22 protein-coding genes and 2 pseudogenes are annotated in these 23,616 nt (G+C 46.0%); 8 read left to right on the top strand and 16 right to left on the bottom strand.

Going from position 1 to position 23,616, the window contains the following annotated elements; translation table 11 throughout:
- Positions 1 to 2: 2 nt before the first annotated feature.
- From ABNN70_RS00285 to ABNN70_RS00250, 8 genes are all read right to left on the bottom strand, one after another.
- Positions 3 to 512, bottom strand: a complete 510-nt coding sequence (locus ABNN70_RS00285) for an O-acetyl-ADP-ribose deacetylase (protein ID WP_129929495.1) — start codon at positions 510 to 512, stop codon at positions 3 to 5.
- Between the two features lie 368 nt (positions 513 to 880).
- Positions 881 to 1,783 carry a HAMP domain-containing sensor histidine kinase gene (locus tag ABNN70_RS00280; RefSeq protein WP_353948352.1) on the bottom strand — a complete coding sequence of 301 codons (903 nt, stop codon included), beginning with the start codon at positions 1,781 to 1,783 and terminating at the stop codon, positions 881 to 883.
- A gap of 13 nt (positions 1,784 to 1,796) precedes the next feature.
- A complete protein-coding gene (locus tag ABNN70_RS00275) occupies positions 1,797 to 2,603 on the bottom strand; it encodes an ABC transporter permease subunit (RefSeq protein ID WP_353948351.1) in 807 nt (268 codons plus the stop codon).
- Positions 2,596 to 3,510: an ATP-binding cassette domain-containing protein gene (locus tag ABNN70_RS00270; protein WP_129929492.1), complete on the bottom strand. Its 915-nt coding sequence runs from the start codon at positions 3,508 to 3,510 to the stop codon at positions 2,596 to 2,598. Before ABNN70_RS00270 ends, ABNN70_RS00275 begins: the two co-directional genes overlap by 8 nt.
- Positions 3,511 to 3,598: 88 nt before the next feature.
- Entirely contained in the window at positions 3,599 to 4,264 is a 666-nt protein-coding gene (locus ABNN70_RS00265) for a response regulator transcription factor (RefSeq protein ID WP_353948350.1), read from the bottom strand.
- Between the two features lie 575 nt (positions 4,265 to 4,839).
- On the bottom strand, positions 4,840 to 5,580 hold the full coding sequence (locus ABNN70_RS00260; protein WP_353948349.1) for a hypothetical protein: 741 nt from the start codon (positions 5,578 to 5,580) through the stop codon (positions 4,840 to 4,842).
- Positions 5,577 to 6,458, bottom strand: coding sequence for an ABC transporter ATP-binding protein (locus ABNN70_RS00255; protein WP_129929489.1), 882 nt, complete (start codon positions 6,456 to 6,458; stop codon positions 5,577 to 5,579). Before ABNN70_RS00255 ends, ABNN70_RS00260 begins: the two co-directional genes overlap by 4 nt.
- 20 nt (positions 6,459 to 6,478) lie before the next feature.
- Positions 6,479 to 6,844, bottom strand: coding sequence for a GntR family transcriptional regulator (locus ABNN70_RS00250; RefSeq protein WP_129929488.1), 366 nt, complete (start codon positions 6,842 to 6,844; stop codon positions 6,479 to 6,481).
- A gap of 69 nt (positions 6,845 to 6,913) precedes the next feature.
- On the opposite strand from ABNN70_RS00250, the gene ABNN70_RS00245 reads away from it, so the two are divergent.
- From ABNN70_RS00245 to ABNN70_RS00225, 5 genes are all read left to right on the top strand, one after another.
- Positions 6,914 to 8,281, top strand: coding sequence for an NUDIX hydrolase N-terminal domain-containing protein (locus ABNN70_RS00245; RefSeq protein WP_353949461.1), 1,368 nt, complete (start codon positions 6,914 to 6,916; stop codon positions 8,279 to 8,281).
- 148 nt (positions 8,282 to 8,429) lie between these two features.
- Complete coding sequence (locus ABNN70_RS00240; protein ID WP_353948348.1) at positions 8,430 to 9,188, top strand: ABC transporter ATP-binding protein; 759 nt, start codon at positions 8,430 to 8,432, stop codon at positions 9,186 to 9,188.
- Position 9,189: 1 nt separating this feature from the next.
- Positions 9,190 to 11,214 (top strand): FtsX-like permease family protein, encoded by a 2,025-nt coding sequence (locus tag ABNN70_RS00235; RefSeq protein WP_129929486.1) that lies wholly within the window; start codon positions 9,190 to 9,192, stop codon positions 11,212 to 11,214.
- Between the two features lie 100 nt (positions 11,215 to 11,314).
- On the top strand, positions 11,315 to 12,892 hold the full coding sequence (locus ABNN70_RS00230) for a response regulator (protein WP_353948347.1): 1,578 nt from the start codon (positions 11,315 to 11,317) through the stop codon (positions 12,890 to 12,892).
- Between the two features lie 198 nt (positions 12,893 to 13,090).
- A complete protein-coding gene (locus tag ABNN70_RS00225) occupies positions 13,091 to 14,458 on the top strand; it encodes an FAD-dependent oxidoreductase (protein ID WP_353948346.1) in 1,368 nt (455 codons plus the stop codon).
- A 153-nt stretch (positions 14,459 to 14,611) separates the two neighbouring features.
- Here the strand turns inward: ABNN70_RS00225 and ABNN70_RS00220 are convergent, their stop codons facing one another.
- A complete protein-coding gene (locus ABNN70_RS00220) occupies positions 14,612 to 15,502 on the bottom strand; it encodes an SDR family oxidoreductase (protein ID WP_353948345.1) in 891 nt (296 codons plus the stop codon).
- 1,540 nt (positions 15,503 to 17,042) lie between these two features.
- Between ABNN70_RS00220 and ABNN70_RS00215 the strand changes: the two genes are divergently transcribed.
- The gene (locus ABNN70_RS00215) at positions 17,043 to 17,111 is read left to right on the top strand and encodes a DUF2200 family protein (protein ID WP_353949460.1); all 69 of its coding nucleotides are present in this window, start codon (positions 17,043 to 17,045) and stop codon (positions 17,109 to 17,111) included.
- A 135-nt stretch (positions 17,112 to 17,246) separates the two neighbouring features.
- Here the strand turns inward: ABNN70_RS00215 and ABNN70_RS00210 are convergent, their stop codons facing one another.
- Together ABNN70_RS00210 and ABNN70_RS00205 are read right to left on the bottom strand one after the other, a co-directional pair.
- A complete protein-coding gene (locus ABNN70_RS00210) occupies positions 17,247 to 17,564 on the bottom strand; it encodes a type II toxin-antitoxin system RelE/ParE family toxin (RefSeq protein ID WP_353948344.1) in 318 nt (105 codons plus the stop codon).
- Positions 17,561 to 17,866, bottom strand: coding sequence for a type II toxin-antitoxin system RelB/DinJ family antitoxin (locus tag ABNN70_RS00205; RefSeq protein ID WP_353948343.1), 306 nt, complete (start codon positions 17,864 to 17,866; stop codon positions 17,561 to 17,563). The genes ABNN70_RS00210 and ABNN70_RS00205 overlap by 4 nt, the downstream gene beginning before the upstream one ends.
- A 75-nt stretch (positions 17,867 to 17,941) precedes the next feature.
- On the opposite strand from ABNN70_RS00205, the pseudogene ABNN70_RS00200 reads away from it, so the two are divergent.
- Both ABNN70_RS00200 and ABNN70_RS00195 read left to right on the top strand, forming a co-directional pair.
- Positions 17,942 to 18,144, top strand: a pseudogene (locus ABNN70_RS00200) (tRNA-dihydrouridine synthase); the annotation flags it as partial.
- 277 nt (positions 18,145 to 18,421) lie between these two features.
- Positions 18,422 to 19,234 carry a hypothetical protein gene (locus tag ABNN70_RS00195; RefSeq protein ID WP_353948342.1) on the top strand — a complete coding sequence of 271 codons (813 nt, stop codon included), beginning with the start codon at positions 18,422 to 18,424 and terminating at the stop codon, positions 19,232 to 19,234.
- Here ABNN70_RS00195 and ABNN70_RS00190 read toward each other — a convergent pair.
- The 5 genes and pseudogenes from ABNN70_RS00190 to ABNN70_RS00170 all read right to left on the bottom strand — a co-directional run bounded on the left by ABNN70_RS00190 (position 19,173) and on the right by ABNN70_RS00170 (position 23,615).
- Positions 19,173 to 19,487 (bottom strand): hypothetical protein, encoded by a 315-nt coding sequence (locus ABNN70_RS00190; RefSeq protein ID WP_353948341.1) that lies wholly within the window; start codon positions 19,485 to 19,487, stop codon positions 19,173 to 19,175. The two genes, ABNN70_RS00195 and ABNN70_RS00190, sit on opposite strands and share 62 nt — an antisense overlap.
- A 446-nt stretch (positions 19,488 to 19,933) precedes the next feature.
- Positions 19,934 to 21,157: pseudogene (locus ABNN70_RS00185) on the bottom strand (Bcr/CflA family efflux MFS transporter).
- 462 nt (positions 21,158 to 21,619) lie between these two features.
- Positions 21,620 to 22,600: a polyprenyl synthetase family protein gene (locus ABNN70_RS00180; RefSeq protein ID WP_129929477.1), complete on the bottom strand. Its 981-nt coding sequence runs from the start codon at positions 22,598 to 22,600 to the stop codon at positions 21,620 to 21,622.
- Between the two features lie 24 nt (positions 22,601 to 22,624).
- Positions 22,625 to 23,164, bottom strand: a complete 540-nt coding sequence (locus tag ABNN70_RS00175; RefSeq protein WP_129929520.1) for a Gx transporter family protein — start codon at positions 23,162 to 23,164, stop codon at positions 22,625 to 22,627.
- 34 nt (positions 23,165 to 23,198) lie between these two features.
- On the bottom strand, positions 23,199 to 23,615 hold the full coding sequence (locus tag ABNN70_RS00170; RefSeq protein ID WP_129929476.1) for a NusG domain II-containing protein: 417 nt from the start codon (positions 23,613 to 23,615) through the stop codon (positions 23,199 to 23,201).
- Between the last annotated feature and the right edge of the window lies 1 nt (position 23,616).

Here is a 23,616-nt window from a genome sequence, read left to right as displayed (position 1 = left end):
CGTTATTGAGAAGCCTGCGCCTGATCGTAAGCCGCTTTTGTTTCTTCATCAAAACAGACCATCAGGACACGTTCAACGTACTGTGAGTGTGTCAGAAAAGTGCGGATGGTTCGGACAGCAATCGTGGCTGCCTGTTCGAGCGGAAAATGATAGACACCTGTGCTGATCGAGGGAAAAGCGACCGTACGACATTGATGGCTCTCCGCCAGCTCAAGACTGTTTCGGTAGTTGCTTTCCAGAAGTTTCGCTTCCCCCTTATGCCCGCCATGCCAGATCGGACCGGGGGTGTGAATGACATAACGCGCAGGCAGCCGATACCCTTTCGTGATTTTAGCCTCTCCTGTCCGGCACCCGTGCAGCGCCCGGCAGGCTTCGAGCAGCTGAGGACCGGCAGCCCGGTGAATCGCACCATCCACACCGCCCCCGCCCAGTAAGGTGGTATTGGCCGCATTGACAATGGCATCGGCATGGACAGTGGTAATATCTGCAAGTATGATCTCAAGTGATTTCATCGTTTATTGTCAGCCTCCTGAATGCGCTTATCTAACATTATACAGTAATTCGAAAGCACCAGAGATCATCATTAAAAAACCCAGTCCTCGTTATAATGAATGTACAGGCGTTCAGAAGCTCAGAACGAGCAGATTGAACACTTTCCCTGCACGGGAAAGATCTGTTTCGTGAGCCGGGAGTACAGCCATGCAACAGGCAATCGTAAACATAAGCTGCTTTACTTAACTTATGGTGCAAATCGGAAGTTGAAAGATTGCTGGATTAATATAGAAAGTATGCAAATTTCTGTGAAAGGTGGTGTAAGAACAACTAAGGCTCAGCCAGCGCCAGAGGCCAGGCTGAGCCAAGCTTTTCTTCAAAATCAAGTTTAATTAACACCCGTGATGTCCTCTGAAAAAATGATACAAATGATCAGTCTACCCTCCTGATACTCCGCTGAAATAGTTCCTCCCATCTGCTCGGTCAGACGCTTTGCGATAGACAGTCCCAGCCCTGTTGCATTTCTGCCGGTTTCGACTGTATAAAATCGGTCGAAGAGTCTGCCGACCATGACTGGTGTCAATTCCCTGGCTGTGTTGGAAAAAACAATTTTCCCATTTTCCTCCATGGATACCGAAAAATCTCCATCGCTGTATTTTAATGCGTTTCCAATAATATTTGCAAAAACCCGCGAAATGTCAAAATGGCTCAACAGCCGTTTCACTCTATGTTTCGGCATCTGAACCGTCGGTGTAATCTCTCTCTGCTGCATTGCCCCATAATAAGAAACAAGACTTTCTTCCAGCACACTGCCCATATCTACGATTTCATGTTTCTCATCCGAGTTGGACAGAATGACAGAATATCGGAACAATTCCTCAGTCAGCTGCTTCATGTCTTCCGTGCGTTTCACGATCACGGAGAGATACCGCGTCGTGTTCTCACTGTTCTCTTCTTGCTGCAACAAATCTAAATAGCCGCAGATGGCTGTAAGCGGAGTACGCAGATCGTGAGAAATATTTGTGACAGCTTCCTTCAACTCCTGGTCGCCCTGCTGAAACCGCAAATGTTCTAAACGGAGATCCCGCAGTGAACGATTGATTTTCGCTGCCAGCTTTCGCATCTTCCGATCACGGCTGGAAATATCGATCAGCGTGTTGGTATCACTGTAGAGACGCTGCTTAAACGCTTTTCGGATTTCATCTGCAGACTTTCGTAACAAATATATTTTTACAAGCAGAAAGAATATAGTGATTAGAGCAGAACCTGATAACGTCCATAACCAAAGCATTTTGTTTTTTCCTTTACTTTAAGTCTTTTTTCCGGAACAGGAATACACCCAATCCGGAAGAAATAATGATCGTTCCTGTAGAAAAAAGTGGCAACTGCACGATCTCTTTCGATGATTGTATGGTAATCTGCATGCCCTGACAAGGAAGAATCAAATTATAGAGAAAGCGGTACATTTCTCGCTTCATACCAGCAAGATAATTGGGATTCGGCTTCTTTGACTGCATCTCCCCGGTATGACTAACATCAACAGAACTTTTGTAGTATTCCGGCTCAGACAGCCTTGACTGAATTGTAATTGAAGGTGCAAACAACGCAAGGAAAAGCAGGATACAGACAACGGCTGAAGTCGCCTTATTTGTGAGAAGCATTCCTATAATCGTGTAGATCGAAGCAAAAGCAAAAATCATCATAACTGCCGCAAATGAGTAGAGAACCATGTGTTTCATTCCGAACTGAAAAAAACCCAGTCTTGGGCAGCCTGCGACAAGGACAGCCAGCACGTAAGAAAGGGCAATTAGAAGGCAGGCAGCGAAATTTACAATCAAACTGGAAAAATAGACAGTCGCCCTGGTATGTCCGACAATGATTTTATTCCGAAGCGTCCCATCGCTGTATTCCGTCCCCATGAACAGGCTGCAAAAAGCAGCACTCGGAATGCCAATCACAACGGCAAAGGCAAAAAAGATGGCCTCAAGTGGCGCATTTGTATCTGTTCTCAAGGAAATTACAGCACCGTATAAAATCATAAATGCACAGGCAATCCAGAATGGTTTGTCCCGCCAAAGACGCATAAAACCCACAGATATCAGCTTATTCATGGGCTCCTCCTCCTGACAAACCGATATAGTAGCTTTCGAGACTCTCATCGTGATCATGCAGAGAAAGAATTTCGCAATGCTCTTTTGCAAGTGCAAGCACTAACTCAGTGATATTGACCTCGCCGTAAATATCAGTTTCGCTGTCGGAAAAAATGTTGTATTCCAGATCCATGGTATCCAGCACATGTGTAAGAACTCCGAGCTTTGTTACTTTTAACCGCATACACTTCCGGCAGGCAGCCTCCAGCTCCCCGCTACTTAGTTCTTTGACCATGCGTCCATTTTCGATAAATCCATAATGAGTGACGAGCCTGGAAAGCTCATCCAGAATATGACTGGAAATCAGGACTGTGATCTGCCGTTCACGATTCAGTTTCAAGATTAACTCTCGTATTTCAATAATGCCCTGTGGATCAAGACCGTTGATCGGTTCGTCTAAAATCAGAAAATCCGGATCACCGGAGAGCGCCACTGCAATTCCAAGCCGCTGCCGCATACCGAGAGAAAAGTTTCTTGCCTTTTTGTTCCCAGTGTGTGCAAGACCTACTAAGGCAAGCAGTTCCGGAATACCCTCAAACGACGGAAGCCCCAAAATGCGGTACTGTGCTTTGAGATTTTCTTTAGCGGTCATATCCAGATAAATAGAAGGAGTTTCCACTATTGCGCCCATTCTCCGCCTGGATTTTGTGATTTCTTTCTGAGTGTTTTGGGTTCCATACAGAGTATATTCGCCTGCTGTCGGCTCCTGCAATCCACAGATCGTACGGATCAGCGTCGTCTTTCCCGCACCGTTTTTGCCCACAAAACCGTAGATTGACCCCTTTGGCACATGCATGGTAAGGCCATTTAATGCCTTGAAGTTTCCATACCGTTTTTGTAGCGCATTAGTTTGCAAAACATATTCCATAATCCAGCCTCCTCGTTTTCGATACCAACAGCATAAAACAAAATAGTTAATCTGCCGGTAAAGAAAACCGTAAAGAAACAGTAAAGATCTATGCTTCACGCATTTTGAAACCAATTCCCCAGACCGCTTCAATATAGTCCTTACCACTGGCCTCCCGCAGTTTTTTGCGTAGATTACTGATGTGAACCTTGAGAGAGCTTTCCATACAGTCAGGTGTTTCTCTGCTAATTTTATCCAGCATAGTGGATTTTGTAATCACTTGATTTGGATTCTGCATTAACAGTTTCAGGATGGCATATTCCGTCCTTGTAAGGTGAATATCTGTACCGTTTGCCGTGAGCCTGCGAGTAGCGATGTCCAGTTCAAGATCAAGAAATTTCAAAAAAGATCGTTCATTCGCCGCTGGAACTTTACGAAGCTGAACAGCAATTCGTGCAAGAAGCTCTTTTGTGTCAAACGGTTTTGTGACATAATCCGCCGCGCCTCCAAGAAGGAGGCTCACCTTGTCCTGTACATCTACTTTGGCGCTTATCACAATGACCGGTATGCCTTTGATGCGTGGCAATACTTCTTCACCTGAAAGACCAGGGAGCATCAAGTCGAGTAAGATCAAATCAGGATGCTTTTCAGAAAGCAAATAGACTGCTTCTGTTCCCGAATAGGCGTGAAATACAGCGTAACCTTCCTTTTTCAATACTTCTTCAAGCATGTTGCCTATGTATACGTCATCATCTATAACAGCTATCGTATTCATATTGTGACTCCTTTCGTTCGGCATCGAAGCATATCCGGTGGGGGATTAAAAAATGAAATCGGGGCAATTCCACTAAAGTATAGAACCAGTTACATAGGGTTTGCTGAACCAATCCAGATTTTCGACAATTTTCAGACAGTTTTGGGTCCGAAAACCCCGCAGGGTTATTGTGAAAAACTTAAAAAAGCGCAAAGAAGCCCTGAGGCGTCTCCGGCTCCATGTGCAAGTTTTTTTCCGAAATTGCCAAAAAATCATGTACTTCTCCCTGCATATCAATTCGACAAAAGCACTCAAAAATCCTGCTGTATCAACATTTTTTATTTAATCGGAAAAACTTGCGCAGTGGGTGAGTGTTTATCGGATTGACGTTCTTTTCACTGGTTTTTGATGAATGGTTCAATAAAATTTGCAAGATGACTGAGCCATCTGATCACTCCTCTGATTGATACCCATCCTTTTTCATATCGGGTGTAACGACTCATTTGAAAAATGATGAGTAAACAGGAAACAGAGGAGGCTATTCATTCATTCTTCCTCTGTTCATCATCATGTATTTCACAGCCTTTAACCATCTATTACGGCTTAATAGTCATGCGCCGCATCATCAATTGGAGCAGGGCAAGCAGCAGGGAAAATAGAACAAGACTGCCTGCCAGTGCGGCCCAAATGGGCAATTGTGGTAATCTTATCCCGTTCATCAGTGCCTCGCGTATCCATGGTAGTTGAATCGTTGCTTTCCATAAGGACTCGAATGCAATGATAACAGCAAGTGACAAAGCGATCGACAGCATGCCGGGAATGAATCCATAACGAGAGAAGGCTAAACTGATGAGCCATCCGATCGTAAAATAAATCACGCAGGAGAAGAGAAAGATCAGCAGCAGGAACAGGACCTGGCCGTGAAAGACCCGAGACAAGCTGCTCGTATCGCCGACATCGGAACCGAAGATCAGGGACACTAAGCTGTAAAGGATTTGCACAACGATTGACAATGAGAGAGCTACGGCCGTGATGCCGAAAAAAGTGCCTTTGAATACATTTTTTCTCGTGACCCCATGACGCACATAAGCTACCGGTACATAGGATGCAAGAATAATCCCAGTGACCAGCATAAAATATTTTGCCGCTTGTGTCGCACCATCAAAAAAGTTATACGTCAGACTGTTAAAGTTAAACTCAATGTCCATCCAGGGAAGTATTTGGCTCAGAACGAATACACCGACGAAAATGGACAAAGCCCAGATCAGCCATCCGGACATCAGCATAAAAATATCAACCGCTACTTTCCGATCTGTTCGATTCAGCAAACCGCTCATGCTTCATTCTCCTTTTCTTCAGTTAAATAGATAAATAATTCCTGAAGCCCGATTGGACCGAGTTCCAGACCGGCGTCTCTCAGTTGCCCGATTTGCACAGGCTCAGGCGTTCCGTAGACCATGACAGATTTGGTTGATCCCAGTTGCTGCTGCTTCAAAATGTTCAAGCCGCCGGTTAACTGTTCCACCTGTTCAGCCGGTCCGGTGACACTGAGCCCGCGGGACAGCAGGGCGTCGACCGGCTCGTGCAGAAGCAGCCGGCCATGGTCGATGATCACCACTTCTTCCAGGATCGTAGCCACCTCGGAAATCAGATGGCTGGATAAAATGATGCAGCGTGGGTGCCCCGCGTAATCTTTAATTAGCTCTTCGTAGAAAATAGCCCGCGACGGCGCATCCATGCCAAGATACGCTTCATCGAAAATCGTGATGGGTGTGCGGGCGGCAAGGCCGATCACGATACCAAGTGCCGATTGTTTTCCCCTGGATAGTGCTGTGATTTTCTTTTTCATGGGCAGTTTGTACCGACTGACGAGCCTTTTGGCGTACTCACTGTCCCAGTTTGGACGATAGCGTTCAGCAAATTCCAGCGCGTCCTTTACAGTATCTGTATCAGCACTCAGATCTTTGGCATAGATGAAGCTGACCTTACTCATCACCTGCTCATTTTCAAAGGGAGTTTTCCCATTGATCGTTATCGTCCCTTCAGTGGGTTCACGAAAAGAGGCAAGCAGCGACAGGAGTGACGTTTTTCCCGCACCATTTCGCCCGAGCAGGCCATAGATCTTATCGCCTTTCAGTTTAAAAGAAACATCCGATAGAACCGTTTGCTTTCCTAAATGCAATGAAACATGGTTCACGTTAATTTCAGTTGCCATAATAACCTCCTTGTAGTCGTTCACTGGTGTTCGTCTTTGATCATGCGAATCAGTGTTTCTTTTGACAGGTTTAATTTTTTTGCTTCGCGAAGCAGGGTTACCACATAGTCGTTGAAAAATGTTCTCCTGCGTTTTTTCATCAGTTTTTCACGGGCATGTTCGGCAACAAACATGCCAATTCCTCTTTTTTTGAACAAAATACCATCATGCACGAGCACATTGACACCTTTCGCAGCTGTCGCCGGATTAATCTGGTAATAAGCCGCAAACTGATTCGTGGAAGGGACTTGTGCTGATTCTTTCAGCGATCCGTCAAGAATGTCATTCTCGATCCGCTCCGCAATCTGGATGAAGATCGGACGACCATCATTCATGGGTTCACGCATTGGCTCACCACCTGTATGGTTAATTACTTATGTAACGAACTATATAAGATATCATCATTTTTGTCAATTGTGAAGGGCGGAAAATTTGTTGAGCCAGATCCCTTAATCGGGCGGTCATGGATAAATGGAAGCGGAAATTCGATTATACTTGAGGAGGAGTTCAAATTTCTGTATACGGAGGCACTTATGACGTACAGACAGATTGTATTCGACATTGATGGCACGCTGATCGATACGGAAAAGGCAACGCTGCACTCTCTGCAGGAGACCGTCCGCCGTTTGCAGCAGCGAACCGTCACGTTATCCGACCTCAAATTCGCCATGCATCTGCCAGGTAGAGAGACGCTCAGACAACTGGGAATTGGCGATATTGAGCCGGCGATGCACGTGTGGGGGGAGTACTTTTTCCAATATGCTTCTTCCATCCGTCTCTTCGGCGGAGTCCGGGAACTGCTGGAAGCATTAAAAGAGAGGCACTTCATACTGGGGATGATCACATCGCAGACCAGGGAGGAGTTCCGGCAGGTTTTTCCTTCTTCAATGGCTCACTTTTTCACTACCGTGATTTGTGCGGATGATTGTGTTCATCCCAAACCGGACCCGGAACCGATGGAACGGTATCGGCGGGAGTCCGGCGCTGAGAAAGAAGAGATTCTGTACATCGGAGACAGCGCAAGTGATATGCAATGTGCTGCTGCCGCAGGTGTCGACGGAGGACTGGCCCTGTGGGGCGGCCGTTCACCGCGGCACATCAAAGCAACCTGTTATTTCAATCAGCCGGAAGATGTGCTCAGTCTCGTGACACAGAGGGCAGCTATTCAGGCGCATCAGCCATGGCTTGGCTGGGCGATGGAACTGCAGGCACTGGGCCAGGCGGGACTGGCCTATTCCAAAGACCGGTTCGATCGGGAACGGTTCGAACGCATCAGAGACATCGCTGCCGAAATGATGAGCCTGAAAACGGGCATTTCCAAAGATCATGTGAAAGACCTTTTCTGCAGTGAGACGGGTTATCAGACACCGAAACTGGATACCCGTGCTGCCATCTTTGAACAGCATAAGATTTTGCTTGTCCAGGAAAGATCCGGCACCTGGTCACTGCCCGGCGGCTGGGTCGATGTCGATCAGTCGGTCAGATCGAACACGGTCAAAGAAGTCAGGGAAGAGGCGGGACTGGATGTCGCAGCGCTGCGCGTGATCGCTGTCCAGGATCGAAACGCCCACAATTACCCTGTATACGCCTATGGGGTCTGCAAAATTTTTGTTCAGTGTGCGATCATTGGCGGCAGGTTCAGGGAGAACTGTGAAACGATCGCAAGCCGATTCTTTGGCCTGGATGAACTGCCCCCTTTGTCTGAAGAAAAGAACACGGCAGAACAGATCCGCATGTGCTTTCGGGCTTACAGAGAAAAAGACTGGCAGACGCAGTTTGACTGATCCGCCCTGCAGACGAGAGACCGCAGCCATGCTTGCGCTTTTAAGTCTGACAAATCTGTAAGGATTTACACCGGAACTGTCAGCGTGACCCGCGCGAGAGCCTGTATACTGAATACATCAGAGAAATTACAGACAAGGAGCGAGCACGATGTTGCTACAAGCCAATCATTTGCAGAAAATTTTTCAGACACGATTCAGTAAAGAAAAAACCGTTGCCCTGCAGGACGTTACCTTCAGTGTCGAGGATGGCGAATACATCGCCATTATGGGGGAAAGCGGTTCAGGGAAAACGACCTTGCTGAACACATTGGCAACACTTGAGAAACCAACGTCGGGGTCGGTCATCCTGAATGGTCAGGATGTGACGAAAATTAAAGAAAACCAGCTGGCGGAGTTTCGCCGTACGCATTTGGGGTTCATTTTCCAGGATTTTAATCTGCTTGATACGCTGTCCGTGCGTGACAATATTTTCTTACCACTCGTTCTTGGCCGTCAAAAAGTGCGCGTGATGGAACAGCGTCTGGGAAAACTGGCGCCCAAATTACACATCGCCGATCTGCTGAACAAGCAGCCTTTCGAGTTATCCGGCGGTCAAAAGCAGCGCGTGGCGATTGCGCGCGCCCTGATCACCGAGCCGGAACTTATCCTCGCCGATGAACCGACGGCAGCGCTCGACTTCAAGAACAGCGAGGGGCTGCTCTCACTGTTGGAAGATATCAATGAAACGGGCCAGACCATTCTGATGGTGACCCACTCGGCGATCGCGGCCAGTCACGCAAAGCGCGTGCTGTTCATTAAGGACGGCCGCATTTTTCACCAGCTCTATCGTGCCAGTCGAAAAGCAGCCGTTTTCATGCAGGAGATCAGCATGACCATGACCAACCTGCTTGGGACGGAGGTGCACTGAATTGTTTTACCTGAAATTAGCCAGCCGCAACATCCGTCAGTCGATGAGCCATTTTCTTCCCTTCAGCCTGGCCAGTGTTGTGATGTTCATCATGAATATGTTAATTGCAACGATTTTGTTTAGTCCGAGTTTGAAAAAGCTGCAGGGAGCCTCCAATGCAGCGATGCTGCTCGCCCTCGGTCTGATCGTTCTGGCCCTGTTTGCCACCATCTTTTTAATCTACAGTTATCGTTTTTTATTGAAACAGAGAACGAAAGCGTTCGGGCTCTACCATATTCTTGGTCTGAAAAAGAGTCAGATTGTCCGCATCTCCTTACTGGAGCTGCTGATGATGTTTCTCGTGACCGTGGTTGCAGGAACCGTTCTGGGTATTATCCTTGCTAAATTTTTTTATCTTATTTTGATTCACCTGCTTGGCGAAAGTTATTTTGACTTGCAGTGGAGCCCACTTGCCGTTGGGGTGGTTACCGTCATTTTTGCAGGGATCTATCTGCTCTTAATCATAATCAGCACTTTTTCCATCCACCACCAGTCAAGCCTGGATTTGCTGAAAAATGCGAGCAAAGGAGAAAAAGAACCGAAGTCACGCGGCATTCTCGCCCTGCTTGGCATCGTATCACTTGCGATTGGCTATTACCTTGCCGTAACGGTCACGTCTCCACTCGACGCGTTATTGAAATTCTTTATTGCTGTACTGTTTGTCATCCTCGGTACGCTGCTGTTTTACCTGAGCTTTACGATCTGGCTGCTCAAACGGCAGAAGAAAAATAAAGCCTATTACTATCAGCCGAAACACTTCATTACGGTCTCCAGTATGCTTTACCGGATGAAACAAAATGCACTTGGTCTGGCCAATGTGACGATATTAGTCACGATGACGTTCGTTACCCTGGCGACGACGGTCGGGCTGTATTCCAGCATCAGTAATGTGATGGATGGCTATTTTGTTCGCAATACGGTGATCAATGTCAACACGACCGAGCAGCGCGCCAGTGAACTGGTCAACCAGGTGGCTGAAATAAATGGCATGACACTGAAGCACCCTGTCGTTTATGAAATGTCAAATGGCATGATGGGCTCAATGAACGATGGAAAATTCGAGAACAGGCAAAAATTTTCCAGCCTGACGCAAGTCAACTTCATGACCGCGGATACTTATGAGCAGCTGACCGGTAAAAATGTTTATTTAAAAGGCAATGAAGCCATCGCTTACCCGGTAGTCGGCAGTTTCAATGAAGATAAAGCGACATTTGGGGCTCACACGTTTGCAATCAAAGACAAAATCAGCAAAATCCGAAATTTTCCATCAAACAGCATGACGACAGCAAACTGGCTGGTTTTGATCGTCCAGTCGAAAGCGCAGATTCAGCCTGTACTCGACGCTGCATCGAAAGCGGCGGGTAATCATTATCCGCTTGCTTTCGATACAACAATCAGCGCCAATATGATGGTCAATGATGCGAAGAAACTCCAGAACGCTTTGTCCTATTACCGGGTGAATGGAGACGATCCAATCAGACATGCCGGCGATACTGAATCAAAGATTGAAGCGGATGATCGCGGTGAAGAAAAGACGCTTGCCGGTATGCCGCCATCCCTGCAAACCTATGATGAGACGCACAAGGCTTTCCTTTCATTTGCCGGCGGGTTCCTGTTCATTGGCCTGGTCTTAGGCTTCACCTTCATTCTCGGCACCGCGCTCATCATTTACTACAAACAGATCTCTGAAGGGGAACAGGATAAACGCAGCTTTGAAATCCTGCAGGAAGTCGGTTTAAGTGGCGAAGAAGTAAAAAAGACAATTCGCTCCCAGGTGCTGCTCGTCTTCTTCCTGCCCATTGCTGTGGCGATTGTCCATTTCGGCTTTGCCTTCATCATGATTCAAAAATTGATCAGCTTATTTGGCACGACACGCTTCGGCTTACTGCTGCTGACAAGTATCGGAACGATCGCCGTCGTCGCCGTGATTTACTACATGATCTACAAACAAACGAGCCGGGCATATTATCGCATTGTGGAAAGGTGATCAGTAAGGGTATCCTGTTTCGGGATGCCCTTTTTGCATTTGTCCCTGATCGCAAAAATCAGTAAAATGAATATAGCCTGTCATAATGGGAGATTCACTGATGACAAAAGTATTTATTGTGGAAGACGACCCGGCGATCGTGAAACAGCTGACTGTGGCACTGACTGGATACATGCTGGTTTCCGTTCGAAATTTTCGCAGCGTACGTCAGGAAATCGAAGAAGTGGCACCTGATTTGATTTTGATGGATATTACTTTGCCTTATTTTAATGGCTTTTATTGGACGACAGAGATTCGAAAAAGGGCAACAACACCGATCATCTTCCTGAGTTCGGCGGATGATGAGATGAACCAGGTGATGGCGATGAACATGGGTGCGGATGATTATATCACCAAACCTTTTTCGGTCGATGTGCTGAAGGCGAAAATTAATGCCCTGCTGCGGCGAACCTACAGCTTCTCTCAGGCACAACTGACTTTTAAAGGTTTCGTCCTGGAAGGCACCGAATTGACAAAAGGGTCGGATAAAGTTGATCTGACCCCTACTGAAGCTAAACTCCTTCGCACCTTCTTCGAACAGCCCAATCGAACGGTAGCAAAAGACGTCCTGCTCGCAAAACTCTGGGAATCAGATGAGTATATTGATGCCAATACCCTGCAGGTAAATATTGCCCGCATGCGGAAAAAGCTGCATGTGATTGGCTTCGACTACATCGGAACCGTCCGGGTGTCGGCTATGTACTGGCGTGAGCGAAAGCACTATATCTATGCCGCTCTGTTTATCGTCACCGTGATGTGCCTGACCTTTTATCTGCGGGGTCTGCCCATGCGGACATTCTGGTCGGCTCTCCTTTTTGGGACGACGGCGCTCATCGTTTTCAGCAGCTGGGATTATTACTGCTTCAAGCGCCGCCATCACAGACGGCTCCGTCAGGTCGTGCCTCAGGTCGATCTGAAACCCCAGTCTCAGGCCGAGAAAGATATGCTGAAGCTGCTCGAGGAACAAAAAAAATACTACGAACATAAGATGACCGGGATCAGACATTTTGATGCGGATTTAACAGATGTGGTACGTATGTGGAGTCATCAGATGAAGGTACCGCTTTCTGTCCTTGATCTGATGGGACAGACCGGCGATTTTACCGTAGATGAGTTAAAAGAGCAGACGTTTCAGCTGGAGAACTATCTGGACATGCTGCTGCATTATCTGCGCTTGAACCATGAGCAGACGGACTACCGCTTTACAAAGGTGCCGTTGAAACCACTCGTCCAGGCAGCTGTGCGCAAGTTTGCCCCTTTGTTTATTAAAAAAGGACTCCGCGTGACGGTCGATGGTGACGCAACCTGGACCACTGATGAGAAGTGGCTGTCCTTTGCGCTGGAACAAATCATCAGTAATGCTGTAAAGTATACGAAAAAGGGTGGTGTCCGTATCGGCCTGACTTCGGAAAGCATTCAGATCAGGGACACAGGCATCGGTATTTTACCGGAAGATCTGCCACGACTGTTCGAACATGGTTTTACCGGTTACAATGGCCGGCGCGATAAAAAAGCGACCGGATTAGGATTTTTTCTGGTTAAAGAGGTCACCGACCGTCTGTCACTGAGTTTGCATGTGGCTTCTGAAATTGATAAAGGGACAACCGTAATGATCAAACGAAGGGACACGGATGAGTAAGCGGCAAACGTGCCTTATGAGTCGCTTCGGCCGGAATGAGAAAGCCAAAAATAAGAATCCCTTCAATGAATAAACCGCAGGATTAAGTCAATAATCAAAGGTCTTTATTATAATGATTATCATATTACTTTAATTATAATATAGTATGTGTTATTGTATACACGTTGGTTAATGATAAACATTATTGGAGGGGTTTATGTGAATATTGTTGTTGTCGGAACATCTCATGGTGGATATGAAGCTGTGAAAACAGCGTTAGAGACTTATCCTGATGCGAAAATCAAATTGTTTGAGCAAACGGATAAAGTATCCTTTCTCTCTTGCGGGATTCAGCTGTATTTAGAGGATGCTGTTCAAAATATAGATTATATACACTATGCAACCAGGGAAGGATACAGTGATCAGGGTGTAGACGTTTATGCACATCACCAGGTAACCGGCCTGGATCCGAAGGCGAAAACGATTCATGCGATCAATCTGGATACACAGAAAGCGTCTGATATCTCGTATGATAAACTCATTCTGACCCCTGGTGCCGTTCCCCGTCAGCTGCCATTTAAGGGCAACGATTTGGAAAATGTTTATTTTCTGCGCGGCAGAGAATGGGCGCTGAAAAACAAAGCGAAAATCAATGATCCAAATATAAAAGATGTCGTCGTTATCGGAAGCGGCTATATCGGCATTGAATTGGTTGAAGCTTATGTTAAAGCTGGCAAGCAGGTGACTGTCATTGATGTTGCTGACCGGATTCTGCCGACTTATCTGGATAAGGAATTTACTGATTTACTGACGGCTGATCTCATCAAGCGGGGGATTAACGTTCAGCTTGGCGAAAAAGTTCAGGAGATTCAAGGGCAAAACGGTAAAGCAACAGCTGTTGCAACGGATAAAGGTGTCTATCCGGCCGACCTGGTTGTTGAGGCTGCAGGCGTTGTGCCTAATACAGAATGGCTGAAAGGAACGATTGAACAGAATCCGAACGGAACCATTAAAGTAGATCGTTATCAGAGAACCAGTGCACCAGATGTCTTTGCAGCCGGTGATGCCTGCATGATCGATTACAGCCCGAATGGCGAGAAAATGCCGATTGCTCTGGCTACAAATGCGCGCCGTCAGGCCGTTGTTGCCGCGCTGAATCTTGAGAAGCCATCGGTTGAGATGCCCAGCGTTTCCGGCACATCAGCTTTGTCTCTTTTCGACTATAAATTTGCTACGACAGGGATTAAAGAAGCAACAGCAGCAAAGAGCGGCCTGAAGACTCAATCGGTATTTGTAGAAGATTATTATAGACCGTCCTTTGTACCAGATACAGAAAAGATTTATATGAAATTAACTTACGAAGTGGGTACCAATCGTATTGTCGGCGGACAGCTCATGTCGAAACACGATATCACGCCGGCAATCAACACGCTGTCTCTGGCCATTCAAACAAAACAGACCACACAGCAACTGGCACTGGCTGATTTCTTCTTCCAGCCGGAGTTTGACCAGCAATGGAATTACTTATGCGAACTGGCTAAAGCTGCCTATAAAAAGGCAAACAATATTGTACCTGCCAATCTGTGATCAAAACAGGGCGGTTCCAGCCCGCGGTTTAGCCATCCAGCCTGCCATTCATATAAACTCATCAAAACCAGTTTTCCTTTAATCAACGATTTTAGGAAGACTGGTTTTTAATACATTTCGAGATAGTTCTCAACTTATTGCTTGAATCGTTTCTTATGATGATGTCAGCTCTCCACCATTAACATGAATGGTTTGGCCAGTAACAAATCTGGAATCGTCGGAGGCAAGATAGACGTACGCTGGCGCAAGCTCAAAGGGTTGGGCCATTCTCCGCATCGGATTACCGGAACCTAATATAGCGACCTGATCTGCAGAATAGGTTGACGGCTGGAGCGGAGTCCAGGTTGATCCTGGTGCGACAGCATTGACCCGAATTCCCTTATCTATAAGATTATTGGCCAAAGCACGAGTAAAGCCAATATTCGCCGCCTTCGTTGAGGTGTAATCAATCAATTGTGAAGGGCCTTTAAAAGTTACAACCGAAGATGTGTTAATAATTGAGCTGCCTGTTTTCAAATAGGGAAGTGCCGCTCTGGTTGTGTAAAAATGAGAATAGATATTAACTTTCAAGGTGTCATCTAATTGCTCGTCTGTGATATCGAGTAAACTTGGCTGCTGGAACTGGATACCCACGTGATTAACAAGAATATCCAATCGTCCGAATGATTGAATCGTTTGTTCCACGTTGGAGATACATTGATTTTTGTCTCGGACATCACCTGGCAGTAAAAGGCTGCGCTGACCGAGTTGTTCGATCCGCGCTTTTGTTCTGTTTGCATCTTCATGTTCATCAAAGTAGGAAATAGCAACACTGGCGCCTACTTTAGCAAACGCAATCGCTACAGCTGCTCCGATCCCGTTGTCCCCGCCTGTGATGAGGGCAACTTTCCCTGTTAATTTCCCGCTTCCCCTGTACTCCGGATTTTCAATAATAGGCCGCGGGACCATCAGTCTTTCCACACCCGGTTGTCGAAGTTGACGTTGTTCAGGGACATTAATCGGAATGTCCTCATAGCGAGTTATGACCCCGTAATTTGGATACATTGGATAATTTCCATCGTTAATTTTCTTCTGATTTTTTTTTGCCCATCCTGCCCCATTGGAATCCTCCTTGCATGAATAGAAATGACCTTTTACACTATGTTACTTGGGCGTACCCAGTGCATGTTCCAATCCAAAAGCGTTTAAAGCTTGACGAAAGAAGTACTTGCTCTTTATTAGAGGTTACCGAATAAGGTATATCAGGTAAATTTAAGAGGAGGTTATTCGCTTGTTTCAATATAGTCCTGAAGTCCAATTATTACTCGTGAATTTTTCTGATGAAAAAGTAGAGATGCTCTATGATGACAACCCTTACACGTGGCCAATGCCGTTAATAGGACCCAGACCGCCCTATTATACTAATCCTCGATACGTACAAACCTATCCTATTCTCTAAAAAGATACTGCTAAAAACGCTGTGGATATGTTCCCGTGAACGGACACACTCAAATGACATTCGGTCTGTCCTCTCGAGCCACGTCGAGTACGTGGCGTTGATAGAGTTGAAATGGCTTTGGTGGAAGCATATGGGAAGAAGTCGCCGCCATCATGGGCTATTAATGTGCGCTGGATTTATTGATTGCATTGGAAAGCGCTGGAAGAAATTAATAAATGATCAGAAATCGGTTTGGTGGAATGCGCAGGGAATAAAGTAGAGTTCCTACAATACCTCTGAAGGATAAGATTCCTTTCGGGGTTATTTGTACTGGTCATGGATTAATCCTTAGAGCTAATTGCGATGTGGGGAACCCTTGTGTAAAAGGGATGATAAGGAGTTCTGAAATCATTTTCTGCCAAAATAGAGGGCAATCTGAAGTCGTATGGTCAAAAATCAGGGACGACCGAGAAAATTTACCCCGATATGAAAAATTCAGGTGCCCCCAATGCAGGTAGATTAAAAAAGTCATAGACAAAGGCGACGACGTCAACCAGGGAGGTTATCTGGAATCCGCTCTTACCGGTTGTTGGAACAGGTTAAGCGTGCGAGCAGATGAATAGACGGAAAAGTTCCGCTTACTTTTAGTGAACAAAATGAAGAATAGCTGAAATAGACGGAGAGATTCCGCCTGTTGACTTGAAAAACGTGAAAATGAGGACTTTTGCTTTGCATAGTCGGAAAACCTCCGCTTATATACCCCCGAAGAGCGTTCCGTTCTACATCTAACCGGAAAAAATCCTCTTATTTTACTTTTTTGCTCGTAACTCAATTAAAGGAAAACATTTTATAGGAAGTGAAATGAAAACCCTGGCGAGACAGGCTTTTTGATCGGTCAAAAAGCCAAAATATAAATGGAGAAAAGCTGGGCTATCTTGCCTGCCACCCTTTGTAAATGGAGAGAAGCTGGACTTTATTCCTGCCTTTTTTACAGTGGCTTTATGTTTGAGGTTATTGAGAAGAAATGTAACTACCAGGCATGAGTAGGGGCTATCCATCCACAAGCAGTCCCGCATCGTAAAGTTAGTATTTCGATTGTTGGTGAGGTGAACCAATTCGTTGACATTCAGGAAGTATTAAACGATAAAGAGAAATTACGCTGCCTAAATTTCAGATGTAATTTGCGGACATCGAGTCGAGGAAATCAAAGAACCGCGCATGCAGAAAATCAGATAAATTGACATACTTGTGGATGAATTGGCAAAAGGCAAGCACATGGAGGAGATTTTAAGAAGCAGCTCACGGCGGTTCATGCGCTTGATCGCATCGTCGCTATCCTTAGAATCCTTACCGTTTCACAGTTTTTTTAACTTACCGCAACTGTGTCTCAGTATTACGCCCGCTATACATGATACGGACGATTACCACGATTTTCATTGGTTCCACTGTCAGATAAAAGACAAGATAATTATCCACGGGTAGGACGCGGAGACCCTTGCTATGCCATGGTTCCTTATTATAAAGAGAAAAACGAAACGGCATCTCATCCAATTTAGACGCTGCGTTCATTATACGTTGGGTTTGTTTTTTCGCAATTTCCGGATTCAGCAGTGAGAGGGCAATATATTCATAAATGTCATGCAGGTCTCGTTCCGCTTGAACGGTATATACAATCTTCCATTGACTCATTTGCCATAATCCTGTCTCATCTTCTCGGCGACGTGGTCAGCCGATGTAATTCTCCCGGCGGTCAGGTCAGCTAGTCCTTTTTCAATTTCAGCGTTGAACGTCTTTTCATTGAGAGATCCGAAAGTGAGTGGCTTGTTTTCGGACAGTTTTATATCGAAGGGAATCCCGCGCTGCAGCACAACCTGACGCAGAAAAAGACTGATCGCGTTGGACATGGGAATACCGAGCTGCTTCAGCACTTGCTCAGCCTGCTCCTTAATTTCAGGTTCAACGCGGGCGAAAATGTTTGAAGTTCTTGTCATTTGAAACACCTCCTGTACCACAATTATATTCGATTGTATTGCGATGTGCAATCATAGCGCATATGTTGTATGGAAAATGTGACGGCGAATGGAATGGGTAGCGGCCTTATCCTGCGTCCCGAAGTTGCAGCAGATTTAATCCAAGCCACAAAAGCAGGGGACTGTCCGTAAGTGTGAAGACAAGGCTTGGTTACACGGATGTAAACGAGCGGCACAACTGGCTGACACACCTATTGAAACAAGACATCGATAATCTTACCATTCATCTGCGTACAAGAAACTAATCGCAAATAGCCATTGAATCTGCTGTTCTTTTACAAATCATTTTCAATGGCTATTGGAGTTTTCAATCAGGATGTTTCTGGATTAAATGCCATCGGAGATACTCTCAATAGGGCTTACTGCTGCTAGAATTAAAAGTCTCTGTTTTCTATCTGTTTTTCTCATAACCATCTAAAGCCTGTTCTATTTGTGTGATCTCTTCACTTCCATTTGTTGCAAAACGCATGAAAGGAATACCGTAAAGACTTAAAATATGATCCTTCATGCGGTCACGTGCATATTGAAATCGGAGGTTTCTTTGGTGGTTCTACTTCTGTCAGTGTTCGCCTGCAAGAAGGGCATATTTCTTATTCCGTCAGTACCACGGAACTATTTGGAACCACGATTGACAGTGTAAATGTCCCAAAGAAGATCAGTGATGCGTGGCTGACAAGTCTTGCAAAGCTACAGATCAAACGTTGGCAAGGCGATTACAGTCCGGACTTTGCAATCTGTGATGGGACGCAGTGGAGGCTCGAGTATAAAGAAATTGGCAAACAATGTCGCCACATATCAGGGGATAACGCCTATCCGCCTAATTGGGATGATTTTATCGAAGTCATGGATCGCCTTGCCCCGGAAGCCGCACTGATCGATGCAGAGCAACTGGAACATATCGAATTAAATTATCATCGCCTCAGGCAGATGAATCCTGAATCAACAGCTCCAAATATACCATCAAACTTTATAGGGGACTATTCGGAAAAACTAATCATCTACAGAAAAACGGAAACACTAACCTATAAGAAAGGCATCGGAAGTGGCTGCTTGGTTACGCACGAATATTATGTGCGGGATGGTGTCCGCGATCTTTTGGACAACTGTGAAAGCTATTTTGAGGAATTTAATTTTACCGACACGAATAGCGATGATAAAACGCCAAGGTTATCCATCGAGTTAACGCGGCACAATGGTAATCAAACCATTAAGTGCTATTATAACCGCCATGGACTCCCAGATGAATGGGAGGAACTGATCAATTATCTTACCCCCTTTTTGTCATTCTACGGTTTGTTCGGGGAATTATTTGATTTCCCCTGTCTATAATGACCCCGGAAAATATTCCGAAAATAATCATTGGAATAGTATCAGCCACCAAGACAAAAGCCATTTGTACAGAAGAACCTGTTAATACTTTCATTGTCCAAACAAGAGAAAGAATTTGAACGCCGTCACCCAATAGTGATACAAGCTGACCTGAAATTAAAAGACGATAATTTCTAATAGATATTAATGTCTTAAAAGTATCTGTTAAAGGGCGAGCATCGTTATTTATATGACTTGCTGTTTTTCCAGCCATTTTTCTTCTCCTTTTCCTGAACTGTACAAATAGGCTAGCTTTTTTACCTAATAAGATAATATCGAGAATTCAGAAAAGTTTAATACTATTTCAATATAGTTAGTAATGAAGTAGATGTCAATAATTATTAGCTGGAGCATCCTGGATTATTTAACCTTTCCAGGATGCTCCAGCCTGTTCAAAGTGCTAAGTTATTGAATCGCCGTATACGGATCCGTATACGGCGGTGTGAGAGGCCGGCAGTGTGAACTGCCTCCTCTATCATTGAGACTGTTCGTACAATCCATGAAATGCTGACCAGGTTATTCGGTGTTCACCCGGAATGTCACCGTGCCGCAAATTCTGCCGGATCAGCGGAAGGGACGTTAGCCGAGCCGGGACTTTTAGTCGATGAAGCAAAACATCTGATACTCATGATCCGGACGGTTATGGATGGAGAAACAGTTTCATCCATGTACGGGTTGCGTCCGTTTCCTTTTGGTTTTGGTCAGTTTAAAGAACACGACCGAACCAATGAACGAGGTAGCAAATAAGATCGCGCCCATCGGTACAGCAGTCGATTCATTAATACCGACAAGGGGCGAGACAATCGAACCGAGCAGGAGAGGAAGCATGCCCAGTACCGCACTGGCGCTTCCCGCATGCCGCCCCTGATTTTTCATTCCCAGCGTAAACGTACTGGTAACGGTCATACCAATAGATATCATGTAGATAAAAATGAGCAGAACCAGGCTTGCCAGCGGTCCATGGATCATTGTCATGACAAGAAGCAGTGCAGTAGCACTGATTGAAATCATCACGCCGACTCGGAGCAGATTCCATTCGTGAAACCGGTCGCTGAGGCGCCCAATGATATAACTTCCTATAATAATCGCTAAACCATTCAGACCGTAGAGGACACTGAAGACCTGTGGCGAGACCCCGTAAATGTCCTGATAGACAAATGGCGTTCCTGATACGTAAGCAAAGCTGCCTCCATGTATGAATCCAACCGTTAAGGCGTAACCGATAAATGTCCGATCATGAAGCAGCCCTCCCATAACGCGAACGGATTCACCGACTGAACCGGAAATACGCTTCTCCGGGGAAGGGTTTCTTTTAACTGCAAGGCCACGATCAGAGCAATAAGCAGGCCGACCAGGCACAAAAAAAAGAAAATGGTGTGCCACGTCGCAAACGGCAGCAGTAAAATAGCCCCGCCAATCATCGGGGCGATCATTGGTGCCACCGCATTGATGACCATTAAAACAGAAAAGAACCTCGTCATTTCCCGTCCGCTGAACACATCACGCACGACCGCGCGGGACAGGACAACACCGGCCGAAGCCGTGAATCCCTGCAAAAACCGGGCGATCACCAACGTGAAAATATCAGGTGCAAAAGCACAGAGCAGCGATGTGAGAGCAAATAGAGAAATAGAAATTAATAAGGGCTTTCTTCTTCCCTGTGCATCACTGATCGGCCCGACAACAACCTGACCAATTGTCAGTCCAATCAATCAGACAAGCGGTCAAACTCAGCTGGACCAGTGAAGCATTCGCATGTAAATCACGCGAAATATCAGGGAAACCAGGTAAATACAGATCAATATTAAACGGGCCTAACAGGCCGAGCATCCCCAGAAGCAGGACGAGTACCAAACGTTTTTTTCCTGTTGGATTGTGCATCATGTCGCAGACTCCTTTCTCCCATGACGAGTGGTTTAAAATAGATACAGATTCTAGTTTAATTCCGGAGAAAACATCTGTCTAGGATGTTGATTTGTTGCGAACGCACACTCGTGACTTCAGTCATGAGTAAGTGATTCAGTTTCTTCATATAAGTTTGTCTTCACGAAACTACAGGCGCTCTGAATCTATTTTGAATCTGCAGAAATGGGGATCCTTAATTTTTGGATTAGCTGTATTTCACCCAGCAGGGGATTGTCTGTCTTTATGGAGATTTTATTTTCGGCTTTATTCTGTGATTCTGCATGCAGCTTCTGAAAGTGATAAAGGGCAAACGGCCACGATCAAACGGATGGACGCGCACTGAAACGAAGTGTTGTTTATGTAGATCATTAAGGCGACCGGTAAAACAAAAAGGGCTGCGGATATGTGACTGTCCGCAGCCCTGAATATGAATATAATCAGCTACCGGTTTCTTTCCAGCAGTGCAAGCGTTAATTTTCGGAGTGTTGCTTTATTCTTTCCCTCCGGTAACTGATCCAGTTCCTGAAGTGCCTTTCGGGTATATTTTTTCGCAAGCTCCCTGGCTCGTTCAATGCCCCGGCAGCGATGGATGCAATCCAGAATGGTATCGATCTCCTGATCTGTCAGATGTGCCCTTTTTTCCAGAAGCGGACGCATGGTCTTCGGTTCTGTTTTGAACGTATAGATCACCGGAAGGGTATATATGCCCCGCCGCAGATCACTCATTACCGGTTTTCCCATCCTGTCCCGGTTACCCTGATAATCCAGTATATCGTCGATAATTTGAAAAGCCATGCCGATGTCATGCCCCATATTATAAGCGCGATTCGCATAGAAAGAGCTGCTCCGGCTTTCCATCGCTCCGGAATAACAGCTGATCGCAAACAGCTGAGCCGTTTTACCGGATATTTGTGAGAGATAATTTTTGATTGATGATGGCGGTTTAAATTCAGCATGCAGCTGTTCCAGTTCGCCTGCCAGAATCCTGTCGGCCGGTATGCCGTCGACACGTAAATGAGGAAGTGAAGAGGCATGCCGGGCGAGCAGTGAAAAGGACAGGCTGAACAGATAATCTCCCGTATAAACAGCGATCTTATTTCCATATAAAGTATGAACAGCAGGCCGGCCATGCCTTGTATCCGATTGGTCAATCACATCATCATGAACGAGCGTTGCCATGTGCAGACACTCGAGCGCCGCGGCGACAGCGAGTGCCCGACTTCTGTTTCTCTCCGGTCCGATTTTTGAGCATAAGAGCGAATAGGCCGGCCGGAGCATTTTTCCCGACGAGCGGATCATGTCTTTAATTCTGCGTTCAATCGCGGAGTCATGAACACGGATATGGGAATCGATCAATTCGAGTACGGCTGATAAATCAGCCTTTAACTCCGGATAAGCCTCCCACATCGGATGTACGCGCATCCTTCTCGCCCCTTTCTCTTTCTACTATGCCCGATCATCGGCTTCTTGTAAATATCTGTAATATTGAAGTTTCTCTACGTGTGTGAGTAAATAGTTAGCCATGATACCGATCGCAACACCGGCAAGAATGCCGACGAAAGATAATACCGGCAGATAAAGAAGGACGGTCCAGGTCCGGGCAATCCAGCTGGCAACGATCAGCTGACCGACATTGTGCAAAATGGCGCCTGTTGCACTGACACCGATCAGGCTCACACGCCGGGGCCCCAGTTTTTTTACTGCCCACATGCCTGTAAAACTCAGAATCATACCGGCCGCACTGTACATAAACGTTGAAATCGTGCCGCTCAGAAGGGTCGCCAGGATCAGACGAATGGTCACTACTTTTGCCGCGTTCTTTCCCGACAGGGTATATAATGCCATGCAGGTGATGATATTGGCAAGGCCAAGTTTCGCGCCCGGAGCGACGGCAAAGGGGAAGGGGATGGCCGACTCAAACAGGCTGATAATGACAGATTGCGCAGCGAGGAGAGCCATATAAGCCGACAGATGATTTTTTGTCATGATCATGATGCAGATCCCCTTATCCCCGAGAAACTCAGGAGCTGATGATTACCGGCTCCGGAGCGCTTTTTTCACTCTGAATTTCAATAACTACTTTGTGCGGGATGCAGACAATCGTCTCTCCCGGTTTGGAAATATAACCGGTCCGGACGCAGACCTGGTCGGGACAGTTCGCGCTTTTTATCCTGATCCGGTTGTTGCGGACTTGTATGGTGTTGACACCGCCGTCTTTAGTATGGATATCAAAAATCTGATTCTCCGCGTTTCCGGACAGCACCACTTGTTTCACTTTTTTATTATTAACCTTAATCACAGCCACTTCACTTCTATCGCCGGAAGTTTGCTCTGCCTGAACGTAACTGAAAATGCCGAACGGAAGAAAAGAGAAAAGCACGAGCAGGCAGACGATAATGATATCCCAGCGTCTGATCATTGAAAAACCGTATTTCATC

The sequence above is a fragment of the Sporolactobacillus sp. Y61 genome (genome assembly GCF_040529185.1).
In the GTDB taxonomy this organism is placed as follows: Bacteria; Bacillota; Bacilli; order Bacillales; family Sporolactobacillaceae; genus Sporolactobacillus.
This window is presented reverse-complemented; position numbering and strand designations above follow the sequence as displayed.